Below are 20,075 nucleotides of genomic sequence, written 5' to 3'. Positions count from 1 at the left end.
TATTCGCTAAAAATTAAATAATTCGTAAAAATTAAAGAAATATGCAAGCAGTTTCAACTGATTTCGGAATAAAAGAAGCTTTAAAACAATTAGGCTTAAAAGATATAAATGAAGGGACTTCTACAGGGTCTAATAATTTTGGAAGTGGAGATTTAATCGCTTCATATTCTCCTACTGATGGAAAATTAATAGGAAAAGTATCTACAACTACTAAGGAAGATTACGAAAAAGTAATCACTACAGCTACGGAAGCTTTTAAAAGCTTTAGAGCGATGCCAGCACCACAAAGAGGTGAAATTGTAAGACAATTTGGTAATAAATTAAGAGAATTAAAAGAACCTTTAGGAAAGTTAGTCTCTTACGAGATGGGTAAATCTTTACAAGAAGGATATGGTGAAGTACAAGAAATGATTGACATCTGTGATTTTGCAGTTGGGCTATCAAGACAACTTAATGGGCAAACAATACCATCTGAACGTCCAGGACACGTAATGCGCGAGCAGTGGCACTCTTTAGGTGTTGTTGGTATCATCTCAGCATTTAACTTTCCAGTAGCAGTTTGGGCTTGGAATACAGCTTTAGCATGGGTTTGTGGTGATGTATGTATCTGGAAAGGATCAGAAAAAGCACCATTATGTTCTGTAGCATGTCAAAACATTATTGCTGCAGTTTTAAAAGAAAATAACTTACCAGAAGGTATTTCGGCAATCATAAATGGAGACTACAAAGTAGGAGAGTTTATGACAACAGATCATAGAATCCCATTAATATCTGCAACAGGATCTACTAGAATGGGACGTATTGTTGGAGCAACAGTAGCAGAGCGTTTTGGAAAATCGTTATTAGAATTAGGAGGAAACAACGCCATTATTATTACACCAACAGCAGATTTAAAAGTAGTTGTTCCTGGTGCTGTATTTGGAGCAGTTGGGACTTGTGGTCAACGTTGTACATCAACTAGAAGACTAATCATTCACGAGTCGGTTTACGATAAGGTAAGAGATGCAATTGTAGGTGCTTATGGACAATTAACAATTGGTAATCCATTGGATCAAAAAAATCATATTGGACCATTAATCGATAAGGATTCAGTAAATACGTATTTAGCTGCAATTGAAAAAGCAAAAGCAGAAGGAGGAAATGTACTAGTAGAAGGAGGCGTTTTAGAAGGTGAAGGTTACGAGTCTGGATGTTATGTTAAGCCAGCTATAATTGAAGCAGAAAACAGTTTTGAAATTGTACAGCATGAAACATTTGCACCAATTTTATATTTAATGAAATATTCTGGTGAAGTTGAAAACGCAATTGCTGTTCAAAACGGAGTAGCACAAGGATTATCATCTGCAATCATGACAAACGAAATGAAAGAAGCAGAAAAATTCCTATCCTTTGCAGGATCTGATTGCGGAATAGCAAACGTAAACATTGGAACATCTGGAGCAGAGATTGGTGGTGCTTTTGGAGGAGAAAAAGAAACAGGTGGTGGACGTGAGTCAGGATCTGATGCTTGGAAAGTATACATGAGAAGACAAACAAACACAGTAAATTATTCGGACGAATTACCTTTAGCTCAAGGTATTAAGTTTGATTTATAATAATTATTTTTTCGCTTTCGCGGAAGTTAAGCCACATCGAAAGATGTGGCTTTTTTTGTTTTAAGCTAACTTTTTAGGTCGTTGGTCGATTTTTAAGCGTCTATAATTCATTTAGTTAAGATAAATGTTAAAAGATTTTTAATTTTTTAATAACTTGATAGTCATTAACTTAAAACAAAACCATAATGAGTAAAAAAACCGGTTATCTTCTTGGTATTTTACTGACCATTATCTTAGGTACAATTTTGTACTGGTATTTATGTTGTAAACCATGTCTTGAAGCAGATAAAGTTGCTATAGATAATACAACAAATACTGAAGATGTTTCAGTAAAAACAGATCAAAAAACAGCAACCATTAATGCATTTGCAGTAAAAGATGTTAATGGTGATTTAGATTTTCAAATTAATGATAATTTAAACTTTAAAACTTCTAGCCCTTTAATTATTGATTCTATCACTTCTAGTGTGGGTGAAGGCGCAAATAAGCTGGTCGCGTATTACAATAGTAATCCTAATAAACTATTAAATATTTATGGTCATTATCGTAGTGATGAGGTTAATAACTCAGTCTTTCCGGATTTAGGGTTAGCACGTGCCAATGCTGCAAAAAATTATTTTGTATCAAAAGGTATGGCTTCAAAAAATATTAATACTTACGGTAAATTGGATGATAATTTTAACGCTAATGCAGAAGGTGTATTGCAAGGACCATTAAGTTACGAAGTAAAGACTGTAGCTGCAGGAGACACAAGTATTGAAGAAGACACCAAAAAGTTAGGAGACACCATAAAAGCAGATCCTTTAATTTTATACTTTGATACTGCTCAAGCGACCATTAGTTTGTCGGATAGTCAAAGACTAAAAGTTTCAAATATGGTAAAATATATAGATAAGGTTGATGGTGCATTAATTACTGTTACTGGCTTTACAGATAATACTGGTAGTCGACCAACTAACATAAAATTAGGGCAAGGACGCGCTGATTTTACAAAACAATATTTAATCCAAAATGGAATAGACAGTAGTAAAATACAATCATTTTCCAAAGGTCCAGATTTACCTATTGCAGATAATGCTACAGAAGAGGGTCGCGCAAAAAATAGAAGAGTAGAAGTAACCATTAACTAACAAAAAATAAAAATTATGAATGTATTATTAACTATAAGTATTCCATGCTGGTTAATCCCATTATTAGTAGGAGCAATATGTGCAATATTAGGCTATTTATTAGGTCGTTTATTTGGAGGTAGCAATCAGGATAATAACAATAACATAGATTTAAATGTTTATAAAAATAGAATTAGCAAATTAGAAACCGATTTAGCTGCCTGTAAAGCAAGTAAAGATAGCGTGTCACGATCCTCTGGAGCTGGTAATACCGCAACTTCATTTACTTCAAATGTAACACCAACATCAACTTCAGCAATTAAAAAAGATGTTGTAGCTAGTGCTGCTCCTATAACTCCTAAGGTAACCGAAGCAACTGTGATTGCTTTTGATGCAACAGCAGCTAAAACAGCATTGGGTAAAAAAATAAAACAAGACGATTTAACTGTAGTTGAAGGTATAGGACCAAAAATTAAAGAGTTATTTCATAATCATAATATTACAACTTGGACAGCATTGGCAGGTTGTACAGTCCAAAAATGTCAAGAGATACTTAAAAGTGGAGGGAAACGATTTGAAATGCATAAACCTGGAACTTGGCCTAAGCAAGCAGATTTAGCAGCTAAAGGATCGTGGCAAGAGTTAAAAGATTGGCAAGACCAATTAGATGGAGGAAAATAATATTTAACTCTTTAAACAAAAAAGCCAATATTTACAATTGTAAATATTGGCTTTTTAAGTTATTTAAAACCTTATTCAATGCCGAAACTTTGTCGGGAGAATCAAGGTTTTCTGTTAATTAATAGGTTTGCTATTGTTTAATAGCTGTATTAATTAACTATTTATAGTTGTTGTTTAAGTATACTTTAAACAACAACTTTAATCTTAATTGTATTTTACTTTTCGTAAAATACGCAAGACGTCTTTGTACTTTCTGTATACTTCAGGAAGCGGTTTTAAATATGGTTTTGCCTCATTTAATTTGTCCAAAGCTTCATGAAATAAATTCAGATAACATATAAGATACGTATCAGGTAGGTTGTTTAGATCTTTTATTTCGTTATTATTTAAAATTTGTCTTTTTTTTAGTTTTTCTAAAATCACATTATTACTATTGTATATGTGGTGTAATACTTTTTTGTCAAATTGTGGAGGATTAAAAACTAAGGTAGACTCTATGTTATAGCTAGCATTGTCAGTAAAATTAATAACTGTTTTTTCTAATGGATAATATTTATAAGAATTTTGAAGTCCTAGTTTTAAGTATTCAATAATCGTAAAAGAATCTTCATTAAAAGTAATTGCAACTTCATCTAAAGTTGAAAAAAATAAACGGACTTGCTCATTAATAAGCTCAATGTCTACTCTAGAGTAAAACGTTTCATCTTTAACTTGCTTTTTTTCGCCAGACCAACACAGGACAAAATATTCTTTAAAAACAATATAATTAGGATTGTAGTCTTGGCGTTTTTTCATAAAATCAAAAACACCATCTAATGTATATTGTATATTGTTTTGTGCATGGTTCTCAATAGCTTCAACGATTTTGGAGTTTACATCTTGTATTTCGCTATTAAAAACTTTAGGCATGCTAATGCTTCCATCTCTAAAAAAGACTGATCCTCCATAATATTTCCAAATGTTTTTTCTAAGAGAAGTCAAACCATTATTAGCGCGTATAGTAACTAATCCAACGACTTTGTGGTCTGGTAAGTGTGGAAAAGGAATATTCTCGTATTGTACAATTGGTGGATTTGATAAATAAGCGTTGATTAAGTTTTGGATTTTAGAATCGTCAAAAAAATCAACGCCAATTATGGTGTTATCTTCATCCTCTACGCCTATAACTATAAACGAGTTGTTTTTAGGATTGGAATTGGATAAAGCGCAAACATGTTTTAAAAATTTAGCTTTACCTTCTTTTTGATTAATATCAATTTTTCGCTTTTTATCATAAAAACTATTCTCGTCGTTATGTGCAAGTAAGTTTTTAATAAGTAAGCGTTTATTAATCATGGATTACTCTTTTTTTACAATAGTTGAGGTTGCTTGGGCTGTGCAAAACATTAAAACATCAGCAATATTAACATGTGCTGGACGTGATACTGCAAAATAAATAACCTCTGCTAAATCCTCTGGCTGTAGCGCTTTGTAGCCTTTGTATACGTTATCTGCTTTGGCGTCTCCTTTAAATCTAACCTGAGAAAATTCTGTCTCTACCAAACCAGGATTTATGGCTGTGACTTTAATGCCAAAAGGATTAAGATCAATACGCATCCCTTCTGTAAGTGCCACAACAGCATGTTTACTTGCACAATACACATTACCTTTAGGGTAGACTTCTTTTCCTGCAGAAGAGCCTATGTTAATAATATGTCCAGATTGGCGAGCAGTCATTTGTGGTATAATGGCTTTGCTAACGTATAACAACCCTTTGACATTAATGTCCATCATAGCATCCCAATCGTCTAAATCGCCATCTTGTATTGGGTCTAATCCATGTGCATTTCCTGCGTTATTAACTAATATGTCAATATGTTTAAATGTTTCTGGTAAACTATTAATTGCCTCAAATACTTCTTTTTTGTCTCTAACGTCAAAATTTAACGTGTAGACATTAGTTTGTTTTTCTAAAGCTTTTTCAATGGTGTCTAATCTTTCTTGACGACGTCCACAAAGAATTAAGTTAATGCCTTGTTTTGCAAATTCATGAGCTGTTGCACGACCTATTCCGCTAGTTGCTCCTGTTATTAATGCTGTTTTATTCATTTAATTATGTCTTGTTTAAGCAATTATTTGTTTTTAGTTTTTGACCTTGTTTTTAAGGTACTTTATGTCCTTGACTAGCTACCAAAATTAAAAACCAATCTTCTAATTCTAAATTTATCTTTGTTGCTGCAATTGCGCCAGATAACCTGTTGCTATTTGTGGTGCCAACTACAGGTGTGATGTTGGCAGGATGTTTTAATATCCAAGATAAAAGTAATTGATCTTCAGTAGCATTGTATTTTTGCGATAATACTCCTAATTGCTTATGAATTCTTCTTGTTTGTTCTGTGTCTTCTTTAAAAGTTATACCTAAAGGGGACCAACACATAGGTTTGATATTATTTAATAAAAGGTCATCCAATGTGCCATCATGCATTGCTGTATGATGAGTGAGAGAAAATTCGATTTGATTTACAGAAACCTCAATTTTTTGAGTTAATAAATTGGTTTGAGAAGGTGTAAAATTAGAGACACCAAACTCTTTTATTTTACCTTGTTGTTTTAGTGTTGTAACAGCTTCAGCTACTTCGTCAACTTGTAATAAAGGACTAGGTCTGTGCAGTAATAATAAATCTAAATAGTCCGTTTTTAAGTTTTTTAGGGATTGCTCTGCAGACCAAATTATATAATCCTTGCTATAATTATAATGTTTAACTTTTAATTGCGGACGTGCATTGCCAATATACTCTATTCCACATTTAGAAATTAGTTGTATCTGGTCTCTGTCTATATTGCTTTCCGCGAAAGCGTTACCAAACTCTGCTTCAGTTGTATAATCGCCATAAATGTCTGCGTGGTCAAATGTAGTAATCTGATTATTAATACAATGGTGCATTAGGTTTATGTATTCTTTTTGGTCTAATTGTTTGCCCCATTTTCCCCAAGTCATGGTTCCGGCAATTACTTGAGAGTACTTATTTTTTGTCATAGTTTAAAATCTTCAATAAAAGTAAAACATAAATTACTCTTAAAAGTCTAATAAACACCCTATTTTTAACCAATTATTAACACGATTGCAATAAAAAAATTAACAATTTGCACAACTTGAATTAGAATAGATAGTTCATTGCCTTTAAAAATATTACATAATGGAACAAACAAGTACAATTGATATTAAATCGATTAACGAGAAAATTGAAAAGGAAAGTGCATTTGTAGATTTACTAATGCTTGAAATGAATAAAGTTATCGTTGGACAAAAACACATGGTCGAGCGATTATTAATTGGACTATTAGGACAGGGACACATTTTGTTAGAAGGTGTACCTGGATTAGCAAAAACATTAGCTATTAATACGTTGTCTCAAGCTATTGATGCTAGTTTTAGTCGTATACAATTTACACCAGATTTATTACCATCTGATGTTGTTGGTACCTTAATTTTTAATATGAAAGAGAACGATTTTTCTATTAAAAAAGGACCGATTTTTGCAAATTTTGTGTTAGCGGATGAGATTAACAGAGCACCTGCAAAAGTACAATCTGCTTTGTTAGAAGCCATGCAAGAAAAGCAAGTGACTATTGGAGATGAAACGTTTAAATTAGATAAGCCATTTTTAGTAATGGCAACTCAAAACCCAGTAGAACAAGAAGGAACGTATACTTTGCCAGAAGCACAAGTGGATCGTTTTATGCTAAAAACGGTTATAGATTATCCTAAACAAGCCGAAGAGCAACTAATTATGCGTGCTAATTTAAAAGGTAATTGGGACAAGGTAAATCCTGTCGTGTCTGTAGCGCAAATATTAAAAGCGCAGGAAGCAGTTAGAGAAGTCTACATGGATGAGAAAATTGAAAAATATATCTTAGATATTATTTTTGCGACACGTTATCCAGAAAACTATAAACTAGCCGATTTAAAACCATTAATTAGCTTTGGTGCTTCACCACGTGGAAGTATTAATCTAGCAACAGCAGCAAAATGTTATGCATTTATAAAGCGTCGTGGTTATGTAATACCAGAAGATGTGCGCGCTGTAGTGCATGATGTGTTGCGCCACAGAGTTGGAATTACCTATGAGGCTGAAGCCGAAAATGTAACGTCTGTAGATATTATTAATAAAATAGTTAACGAAATTGAAGTTCCATAATTGAGTTATTACAAATTGTTAATTGTAAACTCAAGACTGCACACTGCATACTTAAAAAATGGATACTAAAGAATTACTAAAAAAAGTACGAAAAATAGAGATTAAGACACGTCGTTTGTCTGATCATATATTTGGAGGAGAGTACCACTCAACCTTTAAGGGTCGAGGTATGACTTTTTCTGAAGTAAGACAATACCAATATGGTGATGATGTTAGAAACATAGATTGGAATGTTACTGCACGTACCAATCAACCACATATTAAAGTTTTTGAAGAAGAAAGAGAATTGACCATGATGTTAATGGTTGATGTCTCTGGATCAGAATTATTTGGTACAGAAAACCAATTTAAAAGTGAAATTGTTACTGAAATTGCTGCAACATTAGCCTTTTCTGCAACGCAAAATAACGATAAAATTGGATTGATTTTATTTTCCGATCAAGTCGAATTATATATACCTCCCAAAAAAGGGCGTTCTCACGTTTTACGAATCATAAGAGACTTAATAGAATTTGAGCCTAAAAGCAAACAAACCAATATTGTCGAAGCTTTAAAGTTTTTACGTAGTGTGATGAAAAAGAAGGCGATTGTTTTTGTAATGAGTGATTTTATTGCAGACGATTACCAACAAACCCTTAAAATAGCTGCAGGAAAGCATGACATTACAGGGATTAGGGTTTTTGATAAACACGAGGCTAGTATTCCTAATTTAGGAATGGTGCAGATGGAAGATGAAGAAACTGGCGAATTAATGTTAGTCAATACAGGATCAAAATCAGTAAGACATAATTACGCTAAGTTTTATAACCAGAAAGTAGCCTATTATAAAGATAGTTTTGCTAAATCTGGAGCAGGTAGTTTAGCTTGCAGAACAGATGAGAGTTACGTAAAAAAACTATTAGGTTATTTTAAAACTAGAGGATAATTAATTAGAGTAAAGTAAAAACTTAACAGTGAATACAAAAATAAATTATAATAGGTTGGGTACAATTAAGACTATAAGCATAGGTCTTATTGCTTTTACCTTTTTGCTTTTACCATTCATTTCTTTTTCACAAGTTAAAGCTACAATAGATTCTACTTCCATTAAAATTGGACAACAAATTACTTATAAGATTGAGGTAGAAACTGATACTGTAAATAGCGTTGTGTTTCCGGTTGGTCAAACTTTTATGCCTTTAGAAATGATTGAGGCCTATAAAACAGATACAACAAAGCAACAAGCTAAATATAAACTGATTAAAAAATATGGACTAACCCAATTTGATTCTGGTCAATACGTTATTCCTAAACAAAAAATAATTATTGCAGGTAAGCAATATATAACAGACTCGTTATTAGTTAAAGTCAACAACATAGTTGTAGACACAACAAAACAAAAATTATACAACATCAAACCTATGATAGCGGTTGAAAAACCAGCTAGTGATTGGTGGAAGTATGTTTTATTAGCATTAGTAATAGTAAGTCTAATTGGATTTCTAATTTACTGGTTTGTATGGCGTAAAAAACCTTTAACAGAAGAGGAGCAAATAGCTTTACTACCACCTTATGATAGAGCAAAATTAGCATTACAAAAATTAGACGAGAGCAATTACCTAGCTTATGATAAGTATAAAGAGTATTACTCAGAGTTGACCTTAGCAATCCGTAAATATTTAGACGAAAAAGTTTACGACAGAGCGTTAGAAAGTACCACAGACGAGCTAATTACGCGCTTAGAAGTATTAAGTGATGGTAATCAAATTGAATTAACAAAAGACCATATTAAAAAAATTGAATCGGTTTTAAAACGTGCCGATTTAGTAAAGTTTGCAAAGTCTGCTCCAGATGTAGAGTTAGCAAAAATTGATAGAACAGTAATTGATCAAGAAATTGATTATGTAAAAGAAGCGTTACCAGAAGCTTCAGAAGAAGAAAAACTTTTAGATTTAGAATATAAAAAACAACAAGAAAAAAAGGAGTTTCGTCAAAAAGTATGGGTGACTATCGCTGCCATTATTTTTATGTTGGGACTAACATTTGCAGCTTTTAGTTACAGGTATGGTTTTAATTATGTCGTAGACACTATTTTTCAAAAGGACACAAAACAATTATTAGAAGGTGGTTGGGTTGACAGTGATTACGGTTTTCCGCCAATAACTATATCTACTCCAGAAGTTTTAAAGCGTGAAGAAGTAGCAATACCAGACGATTTAATCGATAAAATAAAAATTTCTAGTTTTAAATATGAACTAGAAGATAAGTTTACGGTAGATATTACATCTACAGTAGTTAAAAGCTCACCAGATCAAGAAGATGCACCTTCTCCAGAAACTAATGTATTAAAAACTATTGAAGATAATTTAAAAGCTATTGAAGCAGATGGTGGAAGAAATATAATTTCTAACAAAGACAAGTTTAAAACTCCAAATGGAGCAGAAGGTGTTAAAACATCCGGAACATTTGATTATCCAGTAGATGACGATAAAGAGGATTATGTAAATGGACAATTTGTAATTTTAAGTTTTGCTAATAAAGATGTAACTCAGCAAATATTAATTACATATTTGAAGGATGATATTTATTTAGACCAAGTTGTAGAGCGTGTTTTAGCGTCTGTAGAACTTAATCAAAAAGAAGACTAATGTTAGACGGGATTACATTTTTAAATAAAGAATTTTTCTGGCTGTTACTGGCATTACCATTAGCAATAGTTTGGTATGTTTTTAAGCACAAACAGCAAAACGCAGAACTAAAAATATCTAGCCTTAAAGGGTTTAAAATTACTAATTCTTGGCTGCCAAATTTAAAACATTTATTATTTGCTTTGCGCCTTTTGGCTTTAGGTGTTTTAATAGTTGCATTAGCAAGACCACGCACATCAGAGACTAACACAAAAACCAAAACAACTAGAGGTATAGATATTGTTATGGCAATTGACGTATCTGCAAGTATGTTAGCAAAAGATTTAAAACCTAATAGGTTAGAAGCGCTAAAAAATGTGGCTTCAAAATTTATAAAAGGAAGACCAAATGATAGAATAGGTTTGGTGGAATATGCAGGAGAAAGTTACACAAAAACACCAATTACTAGTGATAAGTCAATAGTTTTAAATTCACTTGAGGATATTAAATACAATACCATTATAGAAGGTGGTACAGCAATTGGAATGGGCTTAGCAACAGCTGTTAACAGATTAAAAGATAGTAAAGCTAAAAGTAAAGTCATTATACTATTAACAGATGGAGTCAATAATTCTGGTGTGTTAAATCCAAAAATTGCTAGTGAGCTGGCTGTAGAGTTTAATATAAAAGTATATACTATTGGTCTTGGTACTAACGGTATGGCTTTGTCACCAGTGTCTGCGTTGTCAAATGGTAGGTTTCAGTATGATAGAGTCCAAGTAGAAATTGATGAAGATTTACTAAAAGATATTGCTAAAGTTACTGGAGGACAATATTTTAGAGCCACTAATAATCAAAAATTAGAGCAAATCTATACTGAGATTAATAAGCTTGAAAAAACAGAAATTGATGAAATTAAATTTACAACTTACCAAGAGCATTTTAGACCCTTTGTTTGGATTGCAGGACTGTTATTGTTAATTGAGTTTTTAATCAGAATAACACTATTTAGAAGCTTTGTATAAATGATTAATATAAAGCAATTGTAAAAAGTTTAAAATAAAAAGATAGTTAGCATAAATAGTAATGTTGGTTAGCTTAAAATAAAAAATAAATGTTTCAATTAGAAGAAAAAATATGGTTTTGGACACTACTGGTAATTCCAGTATTAGTGCTCTTCTTTTTATTGCTACTATTATGGAAAAAGCAAACACAAAAAAGATTTGCAAACGCAGCGCTTTTAAAGCGACTTAGTCCTAATAAATCAATATTTAAATCGGTATTAAAATTAGTTGTTTTATGCTTAGCTTTTGCTAGTTTAACCTTAGCTTTAGTAAACCCAAAAGTTGGTACAAGTCTAGAGACTGTAAAACGAGAAGGTGTAGATATTGTGTTTGCGGTAGATGTTTCTAAAAGTATGTTGGCAGAAGACATTAAGCCAAACAGATTAGAAAAATCACAACAATTAGTCTCTAAAATTATTGATAAACTAGGTAGCGATCGTGTGGGTATTATCGCTTACGCAGGAAAAGCATTTCCGCAATTACCAATAACAACAGACTATTCTGCAGCAAAAATGTTTTTGCAAAACCTAAATACTGATATGCTATCCTCTCAAGGTACTGCAATTAATGAGGCAATTAACCTTGCAAAAACCTATTATGACGATGATCAACAGACAAATCGTGTTTTAGTAATTTTGTCTGATGGAGAAGACCATAGTGAAGCTGCAGTCCAAGTTGCAGAAGAAGCAAGTAAAGAAGGCATAAAGATTTTTACCATTGGTGTTGGAGACGTTAATGGAGGACCAATACCTTTAAAACGTAACGGAGTCCTGCTTAACTATAAAAAAGATAAACAAGGCGAAACCGTTATTACTAAACTAGACGAGGACACATTAAAAAACATAGCTAATCAGGCAAATGGTACTTACATAAATGGTGCGATAACAGACAAAGTTGTAAATCAAATGACGGACATTTTAAATAAAATGGATAAAACAGAATTTGAAGCTAAGCAAGTCGCTAATTTTGAAAGTAGATTTCAATGGTTTTTAGGTTTAGCTATCTTACTACTTTTTATAGATATTTTCTTGTTAGAAAGAAAAACAGCTTGGCTGAAAAAATTAAATCTATTTAACGAGAATTTATAAAACCCTTAACATCAACAATTGCAAGCCTTTAGTATATTTGCGAGTTATTTAATTTAAATGAAACACTTTTTAACATACATATTTTTATTGGTATCCTTATCAATCTTAGCTCAAGATAATACGGAAGATAAAGCTATAATTAAACAAAAGTTAGAAGCTCAAGGTTATACTGCTCAAGCTAATGCTTTAGCAAATAATGACGATTTTGTTGAAGCCGAAATGGAATACCGTAAAGCACTATCTTTACAACCAAAGCAAGCAGCAGGTGCCTATAATTTGGGGACTCAGTATTTTAAAAAAGGAGATTTTGAAGAGTCATTATACAGACACCAGCAAGCAGCTAAAAATGCCACCTCTAAAGAAGAAAAACATAAAGCCTTCCATAATATAGGAAACATACTAATGGAAGAAAAAAAGTGCAAAGAAGCGGTTGAAGCTTACAAAAGCGCTTTAAGAAACAATCCGTCAGATGATGAAACGCGCTATAATTTTGCATTAGCAAAGGAGTGTGCAAAACAGCAAGAGGACGACAAGCCTCAGGAAGACGATAAAGACGGAGAAAACGATAAAGATAAAGATCAAAATAAAGACGAAGATCAAAAAGAAAATAACGAGAAAGAGCAAGAAGATAAAAATAAAGACGATCAAGGAGAGCAAGACAAAAAAGAAGGTGATCAAGATAAGGATGAAGATGGTAATCCTAAAGATGATCAAAAAAACGATCCCAAAGAAGGTGACCAAAAAAACGAACAAAATCAACCACAACCAGGTCAAATGTCACCACAGCAAATAAAAAACTTGCTAGAAGCCATGAATAACCAAGAGCAAAAAGTACAAGAAAAAATAAATGCAGAAAAGGTTAAAGGCGTAAAACAACAAACAGATAAAGATTGGTAACTAACATTTTATATTGTATTAATTAGATGAAATTACTGAAACACATATGTATCCTTTTATTAGCCTGTACAACAAGTTTTACTTTTGCACAAGATGAAGATGCGGTTCAGTTTCAAGCAAAAGTTAGTAAAAAAAGATTAGGCTTAAATGAGCGTTTGCGTGTTGATTTTCAAATGAATAAAGATGGTGACAACTTTGTGCCACCTAGTTTTTCAGATTTTATTGTAGTTGGTGGACCAAATCAATCGGTTAGCAACTCTTGGAATGGTAAAACAAGACGTTTTACTAAAATTTACAGTTACTTTTTAGCGCCTAAACAAATGGGTACGTTTTCTATAAATCAAGCTAAAATCGAGATTGATGGTCAAGAGTATAAAACATCACCAATAAGTATAACCGTTACAAAAGCTATTGAGAAGCCTGAAGATCCAAACGATCCAGATTATTTATTACAAGAACATATCCATTTAGTTGCAGAAGTATCTAATGCTAATCCTTATCTAAACCAGCCCATAAGTGTTGTTTATAAGTTATACGTTTCGCCAACCGTTGGAATTAGTAATTACAGAGAAATTGAAAGTCCAGTTTATAATGGTTTTTGGAGCCAGAGCATGGATGATCAGAGAATAAAAGCTCAAAACGGAACTTATAAAGGTGAAGATTATAGATTTGTAACACTACGTAAAACCGTTTTATACCCTCAAAAAACCGGGAAATTAGTCTTAGAGCCATTAAGTTTGGATCTTACTATAGACGTGCCAACCAATAGACGAGACATTTTTGGTAATCGTATAAAAACTCAAGCACACAGAACAATTACTGCAAGCGTTAGAACAATTAATGTAAAACCTTTACCAGAAGAGGGTAAACCAGATAATTTTACAGGAGCAGTTGGTGATTTTGTGTTTAGTTTGACAACAACAAAAAACAGTCTTAATGCAACGGAATCTCTACAAGCTAAAATTGAGGTTTCTGGTCAAGGAAATTTAAAATTGTTTGAGTTGCCAAAGTTAACAACGCCAAGTACTTTAGAGGTTTATGAGCCGGAACACCAGGAAAATGTTAGGACCAACATGGCAGGTATGCAAGGTAATATTTCAGACCTATATACGGTTGTGCCTCAATATAAAGGTAAGTTTCCGATTCCTCCAGTTAGTTTTTCTTATTTCGACTTAAAAACCGAAACATATAAGCAAATTAGCTCTGACGAAATAGTAATAAATGTATTAGAAGGACCAGTTTATGCAGAAGCGGATAATAAATTACCTGTGTCTAGTAATGGTAAACAACCTGTTGTTTTAAATGAAAATCAATTCGCATTTATTAAAACAGATTCAAACTTTACAGCTATTCAAAACGATACTTTTTTAAACTCGACTATATTTTGGACTAGTCTTTTAGGACCTTTATTAGCAATTCCATTAGCCTTATTTTACAGAAGAAAACGAGAAGAGCGATCGGCAGATGTAACAGGGAACAAAAAACGTAAAGCAGATAAGTTGGCTAAAAAGTATTTAACTGAAGCTAAAAAAGCACTAGGCCAAAAAGAAGCATTTTATGTTGCGCTAGAAAAAGCTTTGCATAATTATCTTAAAGGTAGACTTAATATAGAAACCTCAGATTTAAGCAAAGAAAAGATTGCAAAATTATTATCTGATAGACAAGTAGATAGTCAGGTGATTGTAGCTTTTGAAGCGATTTTAGAAAATTGCGAATTAGCAAGGTATACGCCAATTACTAACGTTACAATGCAGCAAGATTATGACAAAGCAGCAACAACAATTAATTTAATAGACAAACAGATTAAGTAGTGTTAATACATACTGAAAGCTAGATTTGACTCATTATTAGGTAAAATATATTAAGGCAGAAAGCGGATTACATGAAACATTTACTTTACATATTATTTTTTTTCATAGGAAACTTGGTGGCTCAAAACCAATCCGTTTTTGAGCAAGCCAATGCGTTATATACAGAAGGTAAATTTGAAGATGCTATTACAAAGTACCAAGCAATATTAGACACCAAACAGCACTCTGCAGAGTTGTATTACAATCTAGCTAATGCACATTATAAGTTAAATAATATAGCACCTAGCATTTATTATTATGAAAAAGCTTTGCAGTTAAAACCCAACGACACTGAGATACTTAATAACATCGCATATGCTAAAAATATGACTGTGGATGCCATACAAGAGGTTCCGCAATTAGGTATGTCTAGATTTTTTAATAAGTTAACCAATGCCTTTGCTTTTGATGATTGGGCTAAAATAGCTATAGGCTTTATTTTAGCATTTGTAGTGTTATTTTTGGTATACTATTTTACAGATAGTACGACTCGTAAAAGAGCAGCTTTTAGCTCTAGTGTCGTATTTTTATTTTTATCTTTAATAAGTTTAGGTTTAGCGTTTCAAAAACAGACACTAGACAAAAAAGATAATCCAGCAATAGTATTTGCTCAAAAAAGCGAAGTTAAAACTGAGCCAAATAGCGTAGGGACTGACGCTTTTGTATTACATGAAGGTACTAAAGTACAAGTATTAGACACTATTAATGATTGGAAAAAAATTAAAATAGCAGACGGTAAAATAGGTTGGATATTATCCAACGACATAAAGCTGTTAAATAATTTTTAATTATTCCTTAACACTAAAATCGTACTTTAGTTATATATTTGCCTTTCTTATTTAGACAAATATGCATAAAAAGATAGTTTCCATCTTCTTTACAATTTTATTTTTGGCGCTTATAACAGCTCCATCTATAATTATTGTTATGGATGATACTGTGGATGTATCTGTGTTTTATAGTTTGTCAGAAGAAGAGGAAGAGCACAAAAATGTAAACTTGACTTTTGTATTAGAAGACACAGAAGATGCCTTTTATGAAGCCTCTAGTATTAATAAGTATTTAGGTTACCACTTCAAAACCTATCCTAAACCACACCTTAATTTAATTTCCCCACCTCCCGAATTCATTTAATAATAAATTAGTCGGACTATTAGTCCATTTAAAATAATTATTAAAATATTACCAATAACAACTGTTATTGGTACAAATGAATTTATATATGTTTAAAACATTAAAAAATGACTTACCAGCGAGTATAGTCGTGTTTTTTGTAGCACTACCTTTATGTTTAGGTATTGCTTTAGCAAGTGGTGCGCCACTTTTTTCTGGTCTAATTGCCGGAATAATTGGTGGAGTTGTAGTAGGAGCTTTAAGTGGTTCTAAAATTGGAGTAAGTGGTCCTGCAGCAGGATTAGCAGCAATAGTATTAACAGCAATTGGATCATTAGGAGGTTATGAAAACTTTTTAGTAGCAGTTGTATTAGGAGGAATTATTCAAATAGTATTTGGTATTTTAAAAGCTGGTATTATTGGATATTACTTTCCGTCATCAGTAATTAAAGGGATGTTAACAGGTATTGGAATCATTATCATTTTAAAACAAATCCCTCACTTTTTTGGCTACGATGCAGAGCCTGAAGGTGCTGATAGTTTTATTGAAACTTCAGGAGAAAACACCTTTTCTGCAATATTAAATATTACAGATAACATTACTATGGGATCAATGACTATTGGTTTAATAGGTTTAGCAATTTTATTATTATGGGATAAAGTATTGTCTAAAAAAGGTAAAGTGTTTCAAATTGTTCAAGGACCTTTAGTAGCAGTGGTATTAGGTATTGTATTTTTTGTTGTAACACAAGGCTCTAGTTTAGGTATAGCAAACACACATTTAGTTAGTGTTCCAATTCCAGAAGATTTAGACTCGTTTATAGGACAGTTTAGTTTTCCTAATTTTACAGCAATAACAAATCCTCAGGTTTGGATAGTTGCTTTTACAATTGCATTGGTAGCAAGTTTAGAAACGTTACTATGCGTTGAGGCAACAGATAAAATTGATCCAGAAAAAAACGTAACGCCAACTAACAGAGAGTTGTTAGCTCAAGGAACAGGAAACATCATTTCAGGTTTAATTGGTGGTCTGCCAATTACACAAGTAATCGTACGTAGTTCTGCAAACATCCAATCAGGAGGTCGTAGTAAAATGTCTGCTATTATTCATGGTTTTTTATTATTAATTTCAGTAGTATTAATTCCTAAATTGTTAAACATGATTCCTTTATCTGTTTTAGCAGCAATCTTATTAATTGTAGGATATAAGCTAGCAAAACCAGGTTTATTCAAAAAAATGTATGACATGGGTTGGAAGCAATTTGTACCATTTGTAGTAACAGTTGCAGGTATTGTCTTTATTGATTTATTATGGGGAATTGGTTTAGGGTTGTTAGTCGGAATTGTAGTAATATTAATTAAAAGCTACCAAAACTCACACTTTCTACACATCGAAGATAATAGTAACGGAAAGCATAAAATTAAAATGACGTTTGCTGAAGAAGTTACTTTTTTCAATAAAGGTGCTATTTTAAAAGAATTAGATAGCTTACCAAAAGACACGTATTTAGAGCTTGACGTTAGAAAAACTAGATATTTAGATAACGATATTATCGAAATATTAGAAGATTTTGCATTTAAAGCTAAAGAAAGAAATATTGATATTCAGTTAATATCAGAACGTGGTATAGTTGAAAATCCAGATAGTTTTATCGAGTTTTTTAAACTAAGACCAAAATCAGCATAAATTTTAAATCATGAAAAACAATAAATATAAAATATTGTTGCTTTCAGATTTAAATAAGTCGGCAACATCAGAACTGATAAGTACGGTAAGTTTAGCAAGAATGTTAGATGGAGACATCACTTTATTTCATGTTAAAAAACCGACTGACATTGTAGAAAGAGAAAGCCAATTATCTGCTATGCGTTCCATTAATGAGGAGCATATTTCAACTAATAAAATAATTGAAAACCTGATTAAACCTGTTTGTCAGGAATATCAATTAAATATTGGATATGATGTTGCTATTGGTAATATAAAATTCGAAATTGAAGCATATATCAAAAACTATCAACCTGATATTATTGTTTTAGGTAAAAGAAAATCTAAAACCATTAACTTTATGGGAGATAATATTACAGATTATGTTTTAAAAACACATAAAGGATCAATTATGATTGCAGCACCAAACCAATCGTTGCAACCAAATCAAGAAGCAATGTTGGGTGTTTTAAATACAAACGATCAAGCATCAGACACTAATTTTATTGAAAGATTGATTAGTAAAACTAATCAGCCTATTAAAGCATTTAAAATAGTGTCTAAGTTAGAACAATCAAATACAACAGCTAATAATAAAACGGTAGAGTATGTATTTGATAAAGGAGATGGTGCAGTAGATAATGTTTCAAAATATGCTTTAAAAAGCAAAATTAACCTAATGTGTTTTGATAATGCGCAGCAGCAAAAGTCTAACACTAACATTAAAAGTGTAATAAGTAAACTAAATGTTTCATTATTACTAACAGGACAACAATCAAAAATGCTACATAAGTAGTCATTTAATAATATTAAAATACACAAAAATGAAAGCACATACAAAAGAAACTCAGGCAACATTAACACCTGATAAAGCAATACAGTTTTTAGTAGAAGGAAATGAGAGATTTCAAAACAACCTTAAAGCAAATCGTAACCTTTTAGAGCAAGTTAACGATACTAGTGAAGGACAATTTCCTTTTGCAACAATATTAAGTTGTATAGATTCTCGTGTTTCTGCCGAGTTGGTTTTTGATCAAGGTCTTGGAGATATTTTTAGTGTACGTATCGCAGGTAATTTTGTAAACGAAGACATCTTAGGGAGTATGGAGTTTGCATGTAAGTTAGCTGGTACAAAAGTTATCGTCGTATTAGGTCACACTAGTTGCGGAGCTGTTAAAGGTGCTTGTGATCATGCAGAGATGGGTAACCTAACAAAGTTAATCCAAAAAATTACACCAGCTGTAAATGCAGTAACAGAACCTAAAGACGAAAGTTTACGTACCTCTAAAAACTTAGAGTTTGTAGATGAGGTATCAAAGAAAAACGTGCATTTAACAATAGATAGAATACACGCAGAAAGCCCAATTTTAACAGAAATGGAAAAAAATGGCGAAATAAAAATCGTTGGTGCTATGTATGATATTAATACAGGAGCAGTAGATTTTTACTAGAAATAGATAATTTTTATGAGGATTTTGAAAATGAAAATGAAAAGGAATAAAATAATAGCAACACTAACATTTATGTTAGTGTTGCCTTTTTATGGACTAAGCCAAGATAGTAATTTAGGTAATTGGCTAATCTATATTGGAAGTAAAGAGCTTAAAAATGGATGGAATATTCATAACGAAGTGCAATACCGTAATTACGATGCTGTAGGAGATTTAGAGCAATTATTGTTAAGGACAGGTTTAGGGTATAATCTTACCGAGAATAACAACAATTTACTATTAGGTTATGGTTATATATTATCAGAAAACTATGTTGGAGATACAGATCAAAAAGTATCAGTAAACGAACATCGAATTTTTCAGCAGTTTACAACAAAGCAAAATGTGGGTGTGCTTGATTTAAGTCATCGTTATCGCTTTGAACAACGTTTTGTTGAAGATGATTTTAAAATGCGATTTAGATACTTTTTAGGCTTAAAGATTCCGTTACAAAATAAGGCTGATGGTAATAATCCATTGTATCTTTCAGCTTATAATGAGATTTTTTTAAATACTAAAAGTGAAATCTTTGACAGAAACCGTTTATATGGAGGATTAGGGTACCAATTTTCTAAACAACTAAGGTTAGAATTAGGATACATGAATCAGTTTTTTGAAACCTCAAGCAGAGATCAAATCAATATTATGGCGTTTGTTAATTTTTAAAACTCACAAACTCATAATTTACTGTTAATTAAG

19 protein-coding genes are annotated in these 20,075 nt (G+C 32.0%); 16 read left to right on the top strand and 3 right to left on the bottom strand.

From position 1 onward, the window contains the following. The first annotated feature begins 41 nt into the window (after positions 1–41). The 3 genes from WNY60_RS04955 (at position 42) to WNY60_RS04945 (ending at position 3,385) form a co-directional block, all read left to right on the top strand. Positions 42–1,595 (top strand): aldehyde dehydrogenase family protein, encoded by a 1,554-nt coding sequence (locus tag WNY60_RS04955; RefSeq protein WP_145005389.1) that lies wholly within the window; start codon positions 42–44, stop codon positions 1,593–1,595. Positions 1,596–1,780: 185 nt separating this feature from the next. Next, entirely contained in the window at positions 1,781–2,725 is a 945-nt protein-coding gene (locus tag WNY60_RS04950; protein ID WP_342861682.1) for an OmpA family protein, read from the top strand. Between the two features lie 15 nt (positions 2,726–2,740). Then, positions 2,741–3,385 (top strand): hypothetical protein, encoded by a 645-nt coding sequence (locus tag WNY60_RS04945; RefSeq protein ID WP_342861681.1) that lies wholly within the window; start codon positions 2,741–2,743, stop codon positions 3,383–3,385. Positions 3,386–3,589: 204 nt separating this feature from the next. Here the strand turns inward: WNY60_RS04945 and WNY60_RS04940 are convergent, their stop codons facing one another. Genes WNY60_RS04940 through WNY60_RS04930 form a run of 3 tightly spaced genes read right to left on the bottom strand, consistent with a single transcriptional unit; the run spans position 3,590 to position 6,401 of the window. Then, on the bottom strand, positions 3,590–4,720 hold the full coding sequence (locus WNY60_RS04940) for an ATP-binding protein (protein WP_145005397.1): 1,131 nt from the start codon (positions 4,718–4,720) through the stop codon (positions 3,590–3,592). A gap of 3 nt (positions 4,721–4,723) precedes the next feature. Beyond that, positions 4,724–5,473, bottom strand: a complete 750-nt coding sequence (locus WNY60_RS04935; RefSeq protein WP_145005399.1) for an SDR family NAD(P)-dependent oxidoreductase — start codon at positions 5,471–5,473, stop codon at positions 4,724–4,726. A 52-nt stretch (positions 5,474–5,525) separates the two neighbouring features. Further along, the gene (locus WNY60_RS04930) at positions 5,526–6,401 is read right to left on the bottom strand and encodes an aldo/keto reductase (protein WP_342861679.1); all 876 of its coding nucleotides are present in this window, start codon (positions 6,399–6,401) and stop codon (positions 5,526–5,528) included. A 160-nt stretch (positions 6,402–6,561) separates the two neighbouring features. Here WNY60_RS04930 and WNY60_RS04925 point away from each other — a divergent pair, with 160 nt between their 5' ends. The 13 genes from WNY60_RS04925 (at position 6,562) to WNY60_RS04865 (ending at position 20,042) form a co-directional block, all read left to right on the top strand. Further along, positions 6,562–7,563 (top strand): MoxR family ATPase, encoded by a 1,002-nt coding sequence (locus WNY60_RS04925; RefSeq protein ID WP_028283944.1) that lies wholly within the window; start codon positions 6,562–6,564, stop codon positions 7,561–7,563. Between the two features lie 58 nt (positions 7,564–7,621). Then, positions 7,622–8,488: a DUF58 domain-containing protein gene (locus WNY60_RS04920; protein ID WP_145005405.1), complete on the top strand. Its 867-nt coding sequence runs from the start codon at positions 7,622–7,624 to the stop codon at positions 8,486–8,488. Between the two features lie 28 nt (positions 8,489–8,516). Then, on the top strand, positions 8,517–10,190 hold the full coding sequence (locus WNY60_RS04915) for a hypothetical protein (RefSeq protein WP_342861678.1): 1,674 nt from the start codon (positions 8,517–8,519) through the stop codon (positions 10,188–10,190). Then, entirely contained in the window at positions 10,190–11,194 is a 1,005-nt protein-coding gene (locus WNY60_RS04910) for a VWA domain-containing protein (protein WP_342861677.1), read from the top strand. The genes WNY60_RS04915 and WNY60_RS04910 overlap by 1 nt, the downstream gene beginning before the upstream one ends. 89 nt (positions 11,195–11,283) lie before the next feature. Continuing rightward, entirely contained in the window at positions 11,284–12,321 is a 1,038-nt protein-coding gene (locus WNY60_RS04905; RefSeq protein ID WP_342861676.1) for a VWA domain-containing protein, read from the top strand. A 57-nt stretch (positions 12,322–12,378) separates the two neighbouring features. After that, positions 12,379–13,218, top strand: coding sequence for an aerotolerance regulator BatC (locus tag WNY60_RS04900; RefSeq protein ID WP_342861675.1), 840 nt, complete (start codon positions 12,379–12,381; stop codon positions 13,216–13,218). A gap of 26 nt (positions 13,219–13,244) precedes the next feature. After that, positions 13,245–15,029, top strand: coding sequence for a BatD family protein (locus WNY60_RS04895; protein WP_342861674.1), 1,785 nt, complete (start codon positions 13,245–13,247; stop codon positions 15,027–15,029). 71 nt (positions 15,030–15,100) lie between these two features. Beyond that, entirely contained in the window at positions 15,101–15,856 is a 756-nt protein-coding gene (locus WNY60_RS04890; protein ID WP_342861673.1) for a tetratricopeptide repeat protein, read from the top strand. Between the two features lie 103 nt (positions 15,857–15,959). After that, entirely contained in the window at positions 15,960–16,202 is a 243-nt protein-coding gene (locus WNY60_RS04885; protein ID WP_342861672.1) for a hypothetical protein, read from the top strand. Positions 16,203–16,290: 88 nt separating this feature from the next. Beyond that, entirely contained in the window at positions 16,291–17,868 is a 1,578-nt protein-coding gene (locus tag WNY60_RS04880) for a SulP family inorganic anion transporter (RefSeq protein ID WP_145005425.1), read from the top strand. Positions 17,869–17,878: 10 nt separating this feature from the next. Further along, entirely contained in the window at positions 17,879–18,682 is an 804-nt protein-coding gene (locus WNY60_RS04875) for a universal stress protein (protein ID WP_342861671.1), read from the top strand. Positions 18,683–18,710: 28 nt separating this feature from the next. After that, the gene (locus WNY60_RS04870) at positions 18,711–19,337 is read left to right on the top strand and encodes a carbonic anhydrase family protein (RefSeq protein WP_145005431.1); all 627 of its coding nucleotides are present in this window, start codon (positions 18,711–18,713) and stop codon (positions 19,335–19,337) included. Between the two features lie 36 nt (positions 19,338–19,373). Continuing rightward, a complete protein-coding gene (locus WNY60_RS04865; RefSeq protein WP_261375452.1) occupies positions 19,374–20,042 on the top strand; it encodes a DUF2490 domain-containing protein in 669 nt (222 codons plus the stop codon). Positions 20,043–20,075 lie beyond the last annotated feature (33 nt).

Origin of the sequence: Olleya sp. AS48 (genome assembly GCF_038900355.1) — a bacterium.
Taxonomy (GTDB): Bacteria; Bacteroidota; Bacteroidia; order Flavobacteriales; family Flavobacteriaceae; genus Olleya.
This window is presented reverse-complemented; position numbering and strand designations above follow the sequence as displayed.